Source organism: Nocardia tengchongensis, from assembly GCF_054781395.1.
Genome location: NZ_BAAGUM010000006.1, coordinates 576,589 through 590,316 on the forward strand (window position 1 = coordinate 576,589; position 13,728 = coordinate 590,316).

General features: G+C 68.8%; 13 protein-coding genes. 2 read left to right on the forward strand and 11 right to left on the reverse strand.

Annotation, left to right across the window (positions count from 1 at the left end; translation table 11 throughout):
• Window positions 1-5: 5 nt before the first annotated feature.
• On the reverse strand, window positions 6-401 hold the full coding sequence (locus ACYVKL_RS13730) for a hypothetical protein (RefSeq protein WP_379163012.1): 396 nt from the start codon (window positions 399-401) through the stop codon (window positions 6-8).
• A 229-nt stretch (window positions 402-630) separates the two neighbouring features.
• The gene (locus ACYVKL_RS13735) at window positions 631-2,724 is read right to left on the reverse strand and encodes a CocE/NonD family hydrolase (RefSeq protein WP_379163015.1); all 2,094 of its coding nucleotides are present in this window, start codon (window positions 2,722-2,724) and stop codon (window positions 631-633) included.
• Window positions 2,725-2,911: 187 nt separating this feature from the next.
• Here ACYVKL_RS13735 and ACYVKL_RS13740 point away from each other — a divergent pair, with 187 nt between their 5' ends.
• Entirely contained in the window at window positions 2,912-3,493 is a 582-nt protein-coding gene (locus ACYVKL_RS13740) for a helix-turn-helix transcriptional regulator (protein WP_379163018.1), read from the forward strand.
• Here ACYVKL_RS13740 and ACYVKL_RS13745 read toward each other — a convergent pair.
• The 6 genes from ACYVKL_RS13745 to ACYVKL_RS13770 are packed head-to-tail and all read right to left on the reverse strand — an operon-like array spanning window position 3,480 to window position 11,214.
• The gene (locus tag ACYVKL_RS13745; RefSeq protein ID WP_379163021.1) at window positions 3,480-4,415 is read right to left on the reverse strand and encodes an SDR family NAD(P)-dependent oxidoreductase; all 936 of its coding nucleotides are present in this window, start codon (window positions 4,413-4,415) and stop codon (window positions 3,480-3,482) included. The two genes, ACYVKL_RS13740 and ACYVKL_RS13745, sit on opposite strands and share 14 nt — an antisense overlap.
• Before the next feature lie 4 nt (window positions 4,416-4,419).
• Complete coding sequence (locus ACYVKL_RS13750) at window positions 4,420-5,199, reverse strand: SDR family NAD(P)-dependent oxidoreductase (RefSeq protein ID WP_379163024.1); 780 nt, start codon at window positions 5,197-5,199, stop codon at window positions 4,420-4,422.
• Complete coding sequence (locus tag ACYVKL_RS13755; protein ID WP_379163027.1) at window positions 5,196-6,941, reverse strand: N-acyl-D-amino-acid deacylase family protein; 1,746 nt, start codon at window positions 6,939-6,941, stop codon at window positions 5,196-5,198. Before ACYVKL_RS13755 ends, ACYVKL_RS13750 begins: the two co-directional genes overlap by 4 nt.
• Window positions 6,942-6,947: 6 nt before the next feature.
• The gene (gene casG / locus ACYVKL_RS13760) at window positions 6,948-8,609 is read right to left on the reverse strand and encodes a steroid-24-oyl-CoA synthetase (protein ID WP_379163030.1); all 1,662 of its coding nucleotides are present in this window, start codon (window positions 8,607-8,609) and stop codon (window positions 6,948-6,950) included.
• Between the two features lie 58 nt (window positions 8,610-8,667).
• Window positions 8,668-9,816, reverse strand: a complete 1,149-nt coding sequence (locus ACYVKL_RS13765) for a serine hydrolase domain-containing protein (RefSeq protein ID WP_379163033.1) — start codon at window positions 9,814-9,816, stop codon at window positions 8,668-8,670.
• A 15-nt stretch (window positions 9,817-9,831) separates the two neighbouring features.
• The gene (locus ACYVKL_RS13770; protein WP_379163036.1) at window positions 9,832-11,214 is read right to left on the reverse strand and encodes a flavin-containing monooxygenase; all 1,383 of its coding nucleotides are present in this window, start codon (window positions 11,212-11,214) and stop codon (window positions 9,832-9,834) included.
• Window positions 11,215-11,331: 117 nt separating this feature from the next.
• Here ACYVKL_RS13770 and ACYVKL_RS13775 point away from each other — a divergent pair, with 117 nt between their 5' ends.
• Window positions 11,332-11,961, forward strand: a complete 630-nt coding sequence (locus tag ACYVKL_RS13775) for a TetR/AcrR family transcriptional regulator (RefSeq protein ID WP_357191613.1) — start codon at window positions 11,332-11,334, stop codon at window positions 11,959-11,961.
• A gap of 2 nt (window positions 11,962-11,963) precedes the next feature.
• On the opposite strand, the gene ACYVKL_RS13780 is transcribed toward ACYVKL_RS13775, so the two are convergent.
• From ACYVKL_RS13780 to ACYVKL_RS13790, 3 genes are all read right to left on the reverse strand, one after another.
• A complete protein-coding gene (locus ACYVKL_RS13780; RefSeq protein WP_379163039.1) occupies window positions 11,964-12,371 on the reverse strand; it encodes a nuclear transport factor 2 family protein in 408 nt (135 codons plus the stop codon).
• A gap of 134 nt (window positions 12,372-12,505) precedes the next feature.
• On the reverse strand, window positions 12,506-12,718 hold the full coding sequence (locus ACYVKL_RS13785; protein ID WP_379163041.1) for a hypothetical protein: 213 nt from the start codon (window positions 12,716-12,718) through the stop codon (window positions 12,506-12,508).
• Between the two features lie 135 nt (window positions 12,719-12,853).
• Window positions 12,854-13,663 (reverse strand): sirohydrochlorin chelatase, encoded by an 810-nt coding sequence (locus ACYVKL_RS13790; protein WP_379163044.1) that lies wholly within the window; start codon window positions 13,661-13,663, stop codon window positions 12,854-12,856.
• Window positions 13,664-13,728: the final 65 nt, after the last annotated feature.

Genomic DNA, 13,728 nt, shown 5'->3' on the forward strand with positions numbered 1-13,728 from the left:
CTCTCTCAGTATCCGGCGCGGGGTTCGAAGCCCGGTGCGTCCAGGGTGGGCGGGGCGGGCTTCGCGGGCTGCTCGACCTGCGGAGCGGGCTTGGGCGCCACCGGCTGCGGGGCGACCTGCTGCGGCGCGGGAGCTTCCGGCGCGGCGGGCTGCGGGGCGGCCGGTTCGGTGGCCGCGGGCGCCGGCGCGGGCGCCTCGGCGGGCGCGGGAGCCGCCGCGGTGGTGGTGGGCGCGGGCGTGCCCGTGGCCTTCACCGCCGAGGACACCACGGCGCCACCGGTCGGCGAACCCTCTGATGCCTTGTCGCTGCCGCACCCTGTGACCCCCGCGAACAACAACGCACCACCGATAACAGCCGCGGCGGTACGGACGGCGAACACCCCCGGTGTAGCAGACTTCATGGGTACCTCGAATCGGGAAACTGAAACTGAAGTGTGGACTATTCACTTCAGCGGGGAGTGTACAAAATCCGCCACCCCAAACCGTCCGGATTCAGAAAACTGCCCCGAGCTCTAGGGGCATCGGACTGCGTCCGCCCAGATCAGGCACACCGTACCTGGTGAAACAAGTTACAGCTACCCCCGGTCCGGGACCGGCATCCACCGGCCCCGGACCAGGGTTCGCCCGATCTCAGCTACCGGCCGGGATCGCGGCCGTCAAGGGGATGTTCACCCAGCTGGGCGCGTCGGGATCCAGGCGCAGGTGTTCGGGCTTCAGGCCCGAATCGGCCAGGAAGATCATCGGCGGCAGCGCCTTCGGGAAGTTGCTGGCGTAGACGTCGATCCGGAGGCGGTGGCCGGGCTGGAGCACGGCCTCGATGGGGGTCAGGGCGATGTCCAGGGTGACCGGGACGCCGGGGACGGTCTGCTGACGCCGGCCCAGGTCGAGGAAGTAGTGGGGCTCGGTGTAGTCACCATTGGGGGATCGTTTGCCGGCGTCCTCGTCGATCTGCCGCATGGAGGCGACCAGCTGGCCGGTGGCGATCTCGTGCGAGACCCCGTCGGGGGCAACATCGTTGACCGTCGCGACCCAGTACCCGTCGGCGGCGTCCTCGACCACGTTGAGATGCACGGCGATCGGACCGGACACCGTGGTCGGGGCGGGCACCGGGCCACTGGTGAAGGACAGGCCGTCGTTCTCCCAGACCCGGGAGTCGTTGGTGCACAGGTCGAGAATGGCGGTCGCGCCCGCGGTGATGCGGGCGGCGTCGCGGCCGCACAGACTCGACAGGGCGGGGGTGACCGTCAGATCACGGACCGCGACCTGACGGGGGTCGGCCGACAGGCCACCGTCGTAGTGCGATCCCGGGCTGGTGCCCGACGGGATGTCATCGAGATACATGCGCCGGTACACCGCTTCGGCGCGCGGGAATTCGGGTGCGTCGGTCCAGCCGCCGCCCTGCTGCCTGACGATCATCGGGGTGAATCGATCTATGCCGTTGTCGATTCCGCGCAGCCAGTGGTCGAACCAGGCCCGCTGCAACACATCCAGGCGCGGCGGCAGGCCGGGATGACCGAATCCGCCGACCCCCGAGCCGAGGTGATAGCCGTCGCCCATGATCAGCTTCTTCTGTTCGCGCGGCAGCGGAATGGCGTCGAAGGTGTCGGCGGGGGTGGTGCCGAAGATGTCGAACCACGCGCCCACCATGAACGTCGGCACCTGGATGCGGGTGATGTCGGTCTTCAGGCCGCGCCGGAAGCCCGAGTTCGGGTCCACCAGTTCCCGGGTCCGCGCGGTCAGCTGATCGGGGGTCATGGCGGTGTAGCCGTTGACGACCATGTCGACCAGGGTCAGCGGATCGGCGATCCGGTCACGCAGCCAGCGTGCCTGCTGCACCGGGTCGAACTTCCCGACCAGCAGCGCGGTCACGTCCGGAATCATCTTGAGCGCGTTGACACCCAACAGCCACGGGACCAGGAACCCCACCCCGACCGCGGCGCCCGGGCCCGCGATATCGGTGAAGATGTCGGCGCTGCCCTCGTAGGCGAAGACCGCCTTCAGGCCCGCCGGCGCCCGGTCGGTGGCCTCGAGCGCGGTGATCGCGGTGAACGAGATCCCCATGGCCCCAACGGTTCCGTCGCTCCAGGACTGGCGGGTGATCCAGTCGACGACCTCCGCGACATCCTGCTTCTCCCGGTCGCCGAAGACCTGCCACGCGCCCTCGGAGGTGCCGGTACCCCGCGTATCGACCTGCACCAGCGTGTATCCCGCCTCGGCCAGCGCCCAATCCTGCGCGGCCGCCTCCAGCGCACCGGAGTCGAGCTGGCGGGTCAGGTCGAACAGCCCGTCCACACCCGCGCCCGGCAGATTCAGCGACGCGGCCCACGCCTCCAGTGGCTGCTTGATGCCCAGGCCGTCGGCGGCGCTGAGCACCGCTTCACCCACCAGCAGCGGCAATTTGCCGTATCCCTGCATCTGCAGGATCACCGGCCGGCGACCGTCCGGGACACGCCCGTTGTCCGCGGGATGAATGACGTCGGCCTTCAGCACGACACCGTCGGACATCGTGATCGGCACCGCCAGATCCGGCACGATGCCGTTGTGCGGCTGCGGACCGTCCACCGCCGCGGTCCAGTCCGCCGCGTACGGGCCGCCGTCGATACCGGTGAATGCGGTGTCCGACACGGCCATCGGCGCGAGGAACTGTGTTCCCGCGAGCACCGCGGCCACGATCACCAGCACTTTCCCCGCCGATCTCCGGGTTCGCCATCGAGCCGTCATCATCGAGTCCCACCTCTCGTACCGTTGTCGGGACCGATTGTTGCTACTGACGAGTAATAACGACTCGCCCCAAGGCGACATCGTTTTACCCCTGGGCGACAGACCCATTCGGTCATTCCGTCCCAGACAGTCTGCGGACCGGGTTAGGATCCCGGCGCGAACGAAGGAACCGGCGGGAGGCGACCGGCCGATGGCGATCATGGCGCGCGCGGCGAATCTGCGCGGATACCGCGAACTCATCGACGAACTGGGCGGGGACGGCGCCGGCCTGCTCCGGCGATTCGGGATCACCCCCGAGGCCATCGCCGACGACGATGCCCTCGTCCCCGCCGAATCCCTGAGCCGGGCACTGAAAGTCGCCATGGACTTCCTGGACCGCAACTACCCGGACCCCGACCGCTCGATGACCACGCGGGTCCGGTCCGCGATCGACCGCGCCTTTCTCGAATCCCACGCCGACATCGACACCGTGGCCCGCATGATCACGGTGCACGAGCGCACCCTGCAACGCGCATTGGCCGCCGAGGGAACAACTTTCACGGCCGTCCTCGACGAGGCTCGCCGCGATGCCGCCCACCGGCTGCTGTGCCAGACGGATCTGCCGATGAGCCGCATCACCACCCTCATCGGCCTGCGCGAACAGTCCGCGCTGACCCGGGCGGTACGCCGCTGGTACGGGCAGACTCCCCAGCAGATCAGAAGTGCGGCGCGATCACCCGAATCGCGTCGCACTCCAACCAGTTTCGGTTCGGAGCCCGCTACCGGGCGGTGAGGCGTTCGGACAGCTCCCAGAGAGCAGCGGCGGTGGCCGGATCGGTGGCGTGGCTACTGGCCTGCGCGACACCACAATCCGCGAGATAGGCGCCGGAGTGGGGCACATTCGAGGTCGCCGCCCACACGGTGGTCGCTGCCGCGGCGGGAACCGATTTCAGGTTGTTCAGGACGCCCGGGTCACCGCTGGACAGTTCTCGCATCCTGGTGAAGTCCTCCCGGGACATGTGCCGGGCCAGATCGGTGGCACACGTGCCCGGGTGCACCGCGTAGGCGTGCACGCCCCCGTCCGCACCGCGGGCGGCGAGTTCGACCGTCATCAGCACATTCGCCGCCTTGGACTGTCCGTAGCTCGCGAACTTGTCGTACTCCCGCCGCTCGAAGTTGGGATCGTCGAGATCGGCCGGATACGCGTGATGGGCGGCGGAGGACACGGTGACCACCCGGCTCGGCTCCCCCGCCCGCTCCGCGCCCGCCGACAGGGCCGGCAACAGGCCCGCCGACAGCGCGAAGTGGCCGAGATGGTTGGTGCCGAACTGCGATTCGAACCCGTCGGCGGTATGCCCGAACGGCGTGTACATCACCCCCGCGTTGTTGATCAGCAGGTGCAGTGGGCGGCGCGCGGCGCAGAGCGTCCGCACCGCCGCGCGCACGCTCTCGAGCGAGCCGAGATCGAGCGGCACGACGTCGAGCTCGGCCCGCAGATGCCGGCCGCGAATGCGGTCGGCGACCGCGGCGGCGGCCACCACATCACGCGCGGCCAGGATGACGGTGGCCCCGGCGGCAGCCAGCGCCCGGGCGGTCTCGGCGCCGAGACCGGCGGTGGCGCCGGTGACCACGGCGACGCGCCCGGCCAGATCGAGACCGGCGATCACATCGCCGGTCTCGGTCGTCGCGCCGTATTCGGTTGGCGCTGAGCTCATCGGGTCAGCCCGCGAGCTTCGCCAGGTTGGGGAAGTTGCTCAACTCCCAGCCGCCGTCCACCACCATGTCGATGCCGGTGATGTAGGAGGCGTCGTCGGAGGCGAGGAACAGGCTGGGGGCGGCGATCTGTTCCGGGGTCGCGGGCGCGCCCATCGGGATGCGGTCCAGGAACATCTGTTTCGCGGGCTCGTAGCCCATCACCGCGGCGACCAGCGGGGTGTCCACCAGGCCGGGCAGGATGGCGTTCACCCGGATGCGGTGCTGGGCCAGTTCCAGCGCCGCGTTCTTGGTGAACATGACCACGCCCGCCTTGCCGGTGGAATACGGGCTGCCGCCGGGCATCGGGACGCGCGCGTCCAGCGAGGAGATGTTCACGATCGCGCCGCCGCCGCTCGACTTCATCAGGCGTGCTTCATGTTTGGTGCACAGGAAGACGCTCTTCTGAATCAGGTCGATGGTGAAGTCCCAGTCCGCCTCGGTGAGGTCGGTGACCGCGCCGATGCGGGACGCGCCCGCACAGTTGAACGCCGCGTCGAGACCGCCGAAACGGGCTGCGGCGACCCCGATTCCGGCCTCCACCTGGGACTCGTCGGTGACGTCGGTGACCGCCGGGACGAAGGCGTCGCCGAGTTCGGCGGCCCGCTTGCCCAGTCCGGCCTCGTCGAGGTCCAAGCCGACCACGTTCGCGCCCTCGGCGATCAGGGCGGCCGAGATGGCCGCGCCGATGCCGGAAGCGGCGCCGGTGACGACCGCGGTGCGGCCGTCGAATCTGCGTGCGTTCATCGGGCGCCCGCCTTCAGGAACTCGCCGGTGCGTTCCCGGCCGAGGGTCTCGGCCTTCTCGCCCAGCCCGAACACGAACTCGCCGTTGACCAGGACCGCGGTGACGGTCTCGTCATTGCGGTTGACCATGCGGGACAGGTTGCCGTACTCCGGAACCGGGTTCTCGGCGTAGGCCTCCAGGCTGTCGTCGAGGCGGGCCGGATCGATGATCAGCACATCGGCCCGGTCGCCCTCGCGCAGATGCCCGGCGTCCAGGTCGTACCAGTCGGCCAGCTCGCCGCTGACCCGGTGCACGGCGTGCTCGACCGTCATGAACGGCGTGCCCGCCTGCTGCGCCTGGTGCACACGCTTGAGCAGCCGCAACCCGAAGTTGTAGAACGCCATGTTCCGCAGGTGCGCGCCCGCGTCCGAGAAGCCCAGCTGCACACTGGGATCCGCCGCCAGCGCGTTCAGCACCTCGGGACGGTGGTTGGAGATGGTGGTGCGCCAGCGCACCTTCGGGCCGTGCTCGACCAGCAGGTCCAGGAAGGCGTCCACCGGGTGGATGCCGCCGCGGTCCACACCCACCTGACCGAAGGTCTTGCCGACCACGCTCTCGTCGGGGCATTCGGTGATCTCGGCGTCGAAGAAGTCGCGGTGCCACACGCGCGGGCCCCACTTCTTGTCGTAGTCCTTGCGGAACCAGCGGCGGTACTCCGGATCCTGGAACAGTTCGTGCCGCTGCTCGAGCTGGTCGGCCAGGTGCAGAGCCGCGGCGCCGGAACCGAATTCCTCGAACACCGGCAGGTCGATGCCGTCGGAGTAGACCTCGAACGGCACCGGCAGATGCTGCCAGCGGAAGTCGCCGCCGAGCCCGTTGATGATCTTGCCCAGCAGCGGGAAGACCTTCACCACGCCCGGAATCGCCTTGATGTCGGCCGCCGAGAGCAGGCTCACCTTGAGCTTGGGCCGGAAGAAGCCCAGGCTGCTGGCCGCCATGCCGATCATGCTCTGCGGCTTGGCCACGTCCGGACCACCCTGCAGCGCCCGCTTGCGGTCGCGCAGAATGCGATTCAGCCGGCGGCGCTCCTTGGCGGTGGCGTAGGTGGACGGCAGCGTCCGCGACCGGCACACCTCACCGTCCAGCTTGTCGAACAACAGCTGCTGCGAGGACATGCCGACGAAGCCGGCGTCCAGCGCCTCGGTCAGCTTGTGCTCCATGGCCGCGATCTCCGACTCGGTCGGCTTGACGTCGGGATCGGTGGCCCGCTCCAAGCCCAGCTGCGCGGTCCGGATATCCGAATGCCCGATGAACGAGGCGACATTCGGTCCCAGCGGCAGCGACTCCAGCGCCTGCACATAACTGTGCGCGCTGTTCCAGGTCTTCAGCGTGTCCACCGACTCGACCACGTACTGGCGCGGAATCGCCTCCACCCGGCCGAACAGGTCACCGGCGTCGGAGCCGCCGACGTGCACCGCGGACAGCGAGCACGAGCCCAGCAGCAGGGTGGTGACGCCGTGCCGCAGCGACTCCGACAGCGTCGGATCGAGCAGCACCTCCACGTCGTAGTGGGTGTGGATGTCGATCATGCCGGGCATGACCCAGCGGCCGGTCGCGTCGATCACTCGCGCGCAACCGGTTTCGTCCAGCGGCGCGGCCGAGACCGCCGCCACCCGGCCGTCCCGGATGCCGAGATTACGGATGGCCGACGGCGCACCCGTTCCGTCGAACCAGCGGCCGTTCTTGATGATGGTGTCGTACACAGGAATTCACTTCCCCATAGTGAGATCGCGGCGCAGCACCTTGCCGGTGGCGTTGCGCGGCAGCGGATCCGCAGTGACCAGCCAGCGGGCGGGCACCTTGAAATAGGCCAGCTGCCTGGCCACGTGGTCGCGCAGTTCGTCCTCGGTCACCGACTCGGGATCGTCGACCACGACGATCGCGGCCACCTCCTGGCCGAGATCCTCGTGCGGGACGCCGATCACGGCCGACTCGCGCACCAGCGGGTGCTCGTCGAGCACGTTCTCGATCTCCTGCGGGTAGACGTTCTCGCCGCCGCGCAGGATCAGATCCGAACGGCGACCGGAGATGTAGAGCTTGCCGCCGCGCAGGGTGCCGAAGTCGCCGGTGCGCAGCCAGCGGTTCTCGTCGATGGCCGCCTTGGTGGCGTCCTCGTTGTTCCAGTAGCCGAGCATGACGTAGGGGCTGCGGATACAGATCTCGCCCTCCTCGCCCTCGGGCACCGGCTTGCCGTCCGGATCCCGGACCTCGAGCGAGACACCGACCACCGCGCGGCCCACGGTCTCGTTGTCGGCGGCCAGTTCCGGCGGGGTCGCCACGGTCGCGGCGGTGCCGGACTCGGTGCAGCCGTAGCTGGTGGTCAGACCCTGCAGCGCCACCGGGAACTTCTCGCGCAGCCGCTGCACCAGCGCCGGCGAGGACGGCGCGGAGTTCAGCGAGAACGCGGTCAGCGAGGACAGGTCGTACTTCGAGATGTCCACGCCCAGAATGCGACTCGCCAGCGTCGGCACGGCCGCCCAGTTGGTGACCTTCTCGGTCTCGACCAGCTGCAGCAGCGATTCCGCGTCGAACTCGCCCGAGGTCGGGAAGACCACGGCGTCACCGGTGGTGAGGCGCGGGATCGACAGGTTGTGCAGGCTCGCGATGTGGAACAGCGGCATGGTGGCCAGGTAGCGGCGCGCCGCCGGGGAACCGTCCCAGGCCTGGCCGCGGAAGCCGGCGGCCAGCGCGTCCATGAAGCGGTGGTAGTCGGCGACGGCGACCATATTGCGCTGGGTGTGCACCACACCCTTGGGGCGGCCGGTGGTGCCGCTGGTGTAGAGGATGATCGCCGGATCGTCCTCGGTCACCTCGGCGGCCGGGTTGCCGCCCGCGAACTCCGCGATCAGCGCGGGCAGGTCGGTCTCCATGGTCAGCACCGGGATGTCGGTGCCGGTCTCGGCGGCCAGCGCGGCGCGCTTGGCGTCGGCGATCACCACCTTCGGGGCGGAGTGCTCGAGACCGTACTCGATCTCGCGCGGCACCCACCAGGCGTTGTAGCCCACCGGAATCGCGCCCAGACGCTGCGCGGCCCAGAAGGTCAGCACCCACTCGGGGGTGTTGGCGGCCAGGATGCCGACCCGATCGCCCTTGCCGACGCCGTAGCGCTCGGCCAGCGCGGCGGCCAGCGCGCCCGCGGCGGCATAGTGCTCGGCGAAGGTGTAGCGGGTGCGCGCGGACACCAGATAGTCGAGGTCGCCCAGCTCACGGGAGGCTTCCAGCAGGTCCAGCAGCGACGCGTGCCGGTTCTTGAACACCGGCTGCGGAACGCCCAGTACCTGCTCGACCGTCATCTCGAACGGGGCGCCCGGCGCGGTCAGCTTTCCGGCGACTTGGGCGGCGAGAGCCTGGAGGTCAACGGCGTTGGTCATGAATCAAGTCCTCGAATCCTTGTGCGCGAACCGTGGCGGGTAACCAGAGTGAGACCGATCACGCCGACCCCCGGACTGTATCGAAGGTCGCTTTCAGATAGGCGTCTGCACGAGGCGAACCGATCAGGCCCGCCTCCATCCGGTTCATGGCGTAGGCGAAGGTGACCCGGTGGTCCAGGTCGTTGACCACCATCGACCCGCCGATCCCGGCCCACCAGCACACCCGGCCGTCCGGCACGTGCGGGGCGGTCTGCGGCTGCGGCAGGCCGTAACCGATACCGAACCGCAGCGGCACCATGATCGCCAGATCCACGCCGTCGGACTGCTGCTCGAAGATCAGGTCGATGGTCTTGTCCGACAGGAACTTCCGGCCGGACAGCTCGCCGCCATTGCTGATCAGTGACTGCAACCGGGCGATGGAACGGGCATTGCCGTGCCCGCCCATGCCGCCCAGCTCCGCCTGCTGCCACGCGGGGGTACCGCACTCGGCGAAGTCCAGCAGCGGCTGGAACAGGGTCTTGAACATGACGCTGTCCTGCGGCAGCAGCGCCGGATCGAAGTCCGGCAGCTCCGGCGGCACCAGGGTCGCGATCCGGCCCAGATCCGCTGTGGCAGTGCCGATGTGGAAGTCCGCGCCCAGCGGGCCCGCCAGCTCCTCGGCGAAGAACCGGCCCAGCGGACGCCCGGTGACCCGCTTGACCAGCGCGCCGAGCAGGTGGCCGTAGTTCATGGCGTGATAGCCCGACGCGGTGCCCGGCTCCCACCAAGGCTCCTGTGTCGCAAGGCGATCCGTGGAGGCCTCGGTGTCGTAGATGTCCGACAGCACGATCGGGGCCTCCCAGCTGGAGACGCCCGAGGTGTGCGAAAGCAGGTGCCGCACCTCGATATCGGCCTTGCCGTTGGCCGCGAACTCCGGCCAGTAATGGGCCACCTTCTGATGCACGTCCAGCTCACCGCGGTCGACCAGCAGCAGGACGCTCAGCGCGACCATGGTCTTGGTGATGGAGAAGGTGTTCACCAGGGTGTCCGGGGCCCAGCGCTCGGTCTTCTCCGGATCGGCGTAGCCGCCCCAGAGATCCACCACGGGCTCGCCGTCCACGGTCACGCAGACCGACGCGCCCAGCTCCGCGCCCGACTCCACCTGCTCGGTGAAAGCCGCACGGACAGCTTCGAATTCGTCGGCACAGAAACCAGCGACGTTGCTCATTCCGACCGGCCCCCTCTACGCCTCGACCAGCGCGCGGCTGCGCACCGGCAAGGCGTTGCCCACCGCTGCGGCACGGCGCGCACCGTCGGCGAGTTCCTTCTTCAGCTCGCGCACATAGATGTCGAAGTCGATCTGGATCGTGTGCCGCGGCGAGTTGTAGTAGCGCTCGGCGCGCTCGGCCTCCGCCTTGGTCACCGCGGCGCTCATGTCGGCCTGCGACGGGAAGCGGTAGTTGCCCGACAGGTACGCCGCGACCAGCTTGGACTGCTGCTCGGCGAAGTTCACCAGGGTCGGCATCGGCTGCGCCAGACCGAGATAGAACAGATTGTCGACATCGGGCTTGAGCATCTGACGCCACAGCGGCAGCTTGTTGCTCGCATCGGGCTTGAGCACGGGATCGGTGAAGAACGGGAAGCTGATGTGATAGCCGGTGGCGCACACGATCACGTCCACCTCCTCGGTGGAGCCGTCCGCGAAGTGCACGACCTTGCCGTCCAGCTTGGTGATGGCGGGCTTGAAATCGATGTCGCCGCAACCGACCTTGTGCAGGAACTCCTCACTGGCCGACGGATGCGCCTCGAACGGCAGGTGATCCGGCTTGGGCAGGCCGTAATCCTCCATGCGGCCGCGGTTCTTGACCACGAAGCGCTGCTTGAGCTTGAGCGCCACCTTCGGCGGCATCCAGGCCGGCACCACCTGGGTGTCGCCGACCTTGCCGCCGACGTACTTGGGCAGCACCCACACGCCGCGCCGGGCCGACACCCACAGCTTCTCGGCGATGAACTTCTGCGACAGCTCCGAGGCCACGTCCAGGCCCGAGTTGCCCATGCCGACCACGACGATGCGCTTGCCGCGCATATCGATCGGGTCGAAGGGGTCGTTGTAGGCGTGCGAGTGGAGCAGGGTGCCGTCGAACTCGCCCGGGTAGTCGGGGGTGCGCGGATCCCAGTGGTGGCCGTTGGCCACGATCAGCGCGTCGTAGGTCTCGACGGTGCCCTGATCGGTGCTGACCGTCCACAGGCCGTCTGCGCCGCGCACGGCCGCGGTCACCTTGTGGTTGAACCGGATTCGATCACGCAGGCCGAAATGGTCGACGTAATCCTTGAAGTACTGGTGCAACTGGCTGTGGTGCGGGAAGTCGGGCCATTCCTCGGGCGCGGGGAAGTCCTCGAACTGCAGACGGAACTTGGAGGTGTCGATGTGCAGGCTCTGGTAGCACGCCGACATGCCGTTCGGGTTCTTGTAATACCAGTTGCCGCCCACCTCGTCGGAGGCTTCGTAGCAGTCGAAGGGGATGCCGTATTCGGCCATCCGCTTCGCGGCGGTGATACCGGACGGGCCAGCACCGATGATGGCGACCCGGGGTAGTTCACGGTTGTGTGCGGATTTCGCAGCCAATGCACTCTCCTGATTCGGCGACGGGTCTCGGGAGCCCTGCCGGACGTGATGTGCCACACACGCTAACACTCGCTAGACAGTGTGTCTAGTGAGTGAACTTGCGTCTATCATTCAACGGTGACCCGATCCGTAGACCAACCCGAGACCCCGCGCCGCACCTCGCTGCGCGACGAGCAGAAACGGCTCACCCGCAGCCGGCTCATCGACGCCGCCAAACAGCTGTTCACCGAACAGGGCTACGCGCCGATCCGGGTCGACGACATCGCCGCCGCCGTCGGCTGCAGCCGCGCCACCTTCTACCTGCACTTCACCGGGAAACCGGACGTGCTGCGGGCGATCGCGGAACAGGGCACACTGCCCAGCGTCCGGAACTTCTACGAAGACCTCGACCACGTGCTCGACACCGGCTCCCGCGACGAATTCGCCGCCTGGATGCGCCGGGCCATCGACTGGTTCCAGGAATACAAGGACCTGCTCCCCGCCTGGGACGAGGCCACCGCCCTCGAACCCGAATTCCGCGAGGTGGCCAAGGAGGGCATCATGTCGCTGCCCAGCGTCATGAGCTCCTACCTGTCGCGCTGGCCCGCCGACCGCCAGGACGAAGCCCGGCTGCGCGTCGAACTGCTGGTGGCCCAGCTGGAACGCTTCTTCACCCGCTGGGCCATGCAGGGCACCATCGACGTCTCCGCCGACGAGGCCGCCGGCGTTCTCACCGACATCTGGTTCCCGGCGCTACAGACGCCGTAGGGCTAGTTCGGCAGCGGCGTGACGCGAGCGCGCGCGAGTTCCCAGAACGCGCGCAGCGCAACGATTTTCCCGTCCGCGTTCACCCGGTAGACGGCCACCAGATCCACCTCGACGGCCAGCTCGGCGCGAGTGCTGCGAATCGTGCCGGTGAAGGCGGCCTCGTCACCACAGGCGAAGGAATCCGCCCAGGTGAATTCGATCCGGCTGGGTTGGATGGCCAGGTCCCAGAACGCCGCGATGGCCGCGAGACCCCGATGCCCCTCCCCCACCGGGTCATACGGCGAGACGCCCACCGGATCCTCCACCCGGGCCTCGGGGGCGAACAGGGCCAGCCACTCGTCCTTGCGCTTGGCGCGCACCGCCGCCTGCGAGGCGAGTCCGGCACGGCGAGCGGGGTGTTCGAGCGACATCCCGCCATCCTGGCCGTCACTCGCGCGGACCGACCCGGCAAATTCCGGTGAGCGGGACGGCGGGTGCGCGAAATAGACTCGGGCCGGCGTCGAATGACGCCGGCCCGAAATCTGAAATTGAATTGTTTTAGAGATCAGCGGGAGAACGACGAACCGCTGTAACCCAGACCCGCGCCCTGATCGGTCGGCTGAGTGCTGTTGACCAGCGCCTCGCACTGCTCGACCGTCTGACCCGACTGGATGCAGGCCGTCCACGGGTCGTAGATCGTGGGGAAATCGGCGGCGGCGGTGGCGGCCGGGCCGGCGATACCGCCCGCGATCACAGCGGCGACGACAAGCTTCTTCACGTGGGAATCCTCCAGAGTCTTTACCGAATTGCGGTAAAGGTTGCCACGTGAATCCGAACATCGCCAAGCCATAGGGGAATTCGGCGAATAGTTTAGGGCCGAACCCCTAACGACCGCAGTGCCGGATCGGACCGATCACGCAACTCGGGCGTCGGCCGCCAGCGCGTCGACCGCCGCGTAGTAGCGATCGGTCAGCAAACGCACCACCGACGGGTGCACACCGATCGGCTCGGCGACGCCGTCCGCGCCCGCCTCGTGCAGCCGCTGATGGAACAGGCCGTGCGCGAGCAGGTAGGAGGCGACGAACACCCGGCGCGCGCCCGCAGCCCGCACCGCCGCCACCACCTCCGGGACCTTGGGCTCGCCGGTCGCGATGTAGGCCAGGTGGGCGGGCGTGCCGACCCGCTCGGAGAGCAGGTTGGCGGCCCGCTGGACGTCCTGACGAGCACGCGCGTCCGAGGAACCCGCGGCGGCGAACACCACCGCGTCCCCCGGCCGCCAGCCCGCCGCCCGCAACCGCAGGTGCATGACCTCCGCCAGCGCCGGGTCCGGACCCATGGCCTGGGTGACCGCGACCGCGTCGTGCGCACTCGCGGCCACCTCTCGCGGCACATCTTGATAGACGTGGTAGCCCGAGGCCAGGAAGGCCGGAACCACCACGGCGGGAACCGGATCCAGATCCCGCAACACCTCGGCCGGGGACGGCCCCAGCACGTCGACGAACGCGGTGCGCACCTGCGGCGCGCCCACGATCGCCAGTTCACGCAACGATGCCGATGCGGCCCCGAAATCGGCACCGGCACCTGTCCCGGACAGCCGGGCCGCGTGTGCGAGCGCCGACGCGCCCAGCTCCCGCGCGACCGCCTCGGCCAGCTCGGCGATCATCTCCACACCGCGCGCGCTGCGGGTGCCGTGGGCGACCAGCACCAGCGCGGGGGCGCTCACCACGCACCCCGCGACGGACGGGCGGCTCCCGACCCCGGCAGGGCGCCGGAAGAGCCGTACGGGCG

Coding starts and splice junctions, on each gene's coding strand:
- ACYVKL_RS13730 (WP_379163012.1), bottom strand. CDS start 401: ATGAAGTCTGCTACACCGGGGGTGTTCGCCGTCCGTACCGCCGCGGCT.
- ACYVKL_RS13740 (WP_379163018.1), top strand. CDS start 2,912: ATGGCGATCATGGCGCGCGCGGCGAATCTGCGCGGATACCGCGAACTC.
- ACYVKL_RS13735 (WP_379163015.1), bottom strand. CDS start 2,724: ATGATGACGGCTCGATGGCGAACCCGGAGATCGGCGGGGAAAGTGCTG.
- ACYVKL_RS13765 (WP_379163033.1), bottom strand. CDS start 9,816: ATGAGCAACGTCGCTGGTTTCTGTGCCGACGAATTCGAAGCTGTCCGT.
- ACYVKL_RS13750 (WP_379163024.1), bottom strand. CDS start 5,199: ATGAACGCACGCAGATTCGACGGCCGCACCGCGGTCGTCACCGGCGCC.
- ACYVKL_RS13780 (WP_379163039.1), bottom strand. CDS start 12,371: ATGTCGCTCGAACACCCCGCTCGCCGTGCCGGACTCGCCTCGCAGGCG.
- ACYVKL_RS13745 (WP_379163021.1), bottom strand. CDS start 4,415: ATGAGCTCAGCGCCAACCGAATACGGCGCGACGACCGAGACCGGCGAT.
- casG (WP_379163030.1), bottom strand. CDS start 8,609: ATGACCAACGCCGTTGACCTCCAGGCTCTCGCCGCCCAAGTCGCCGGA.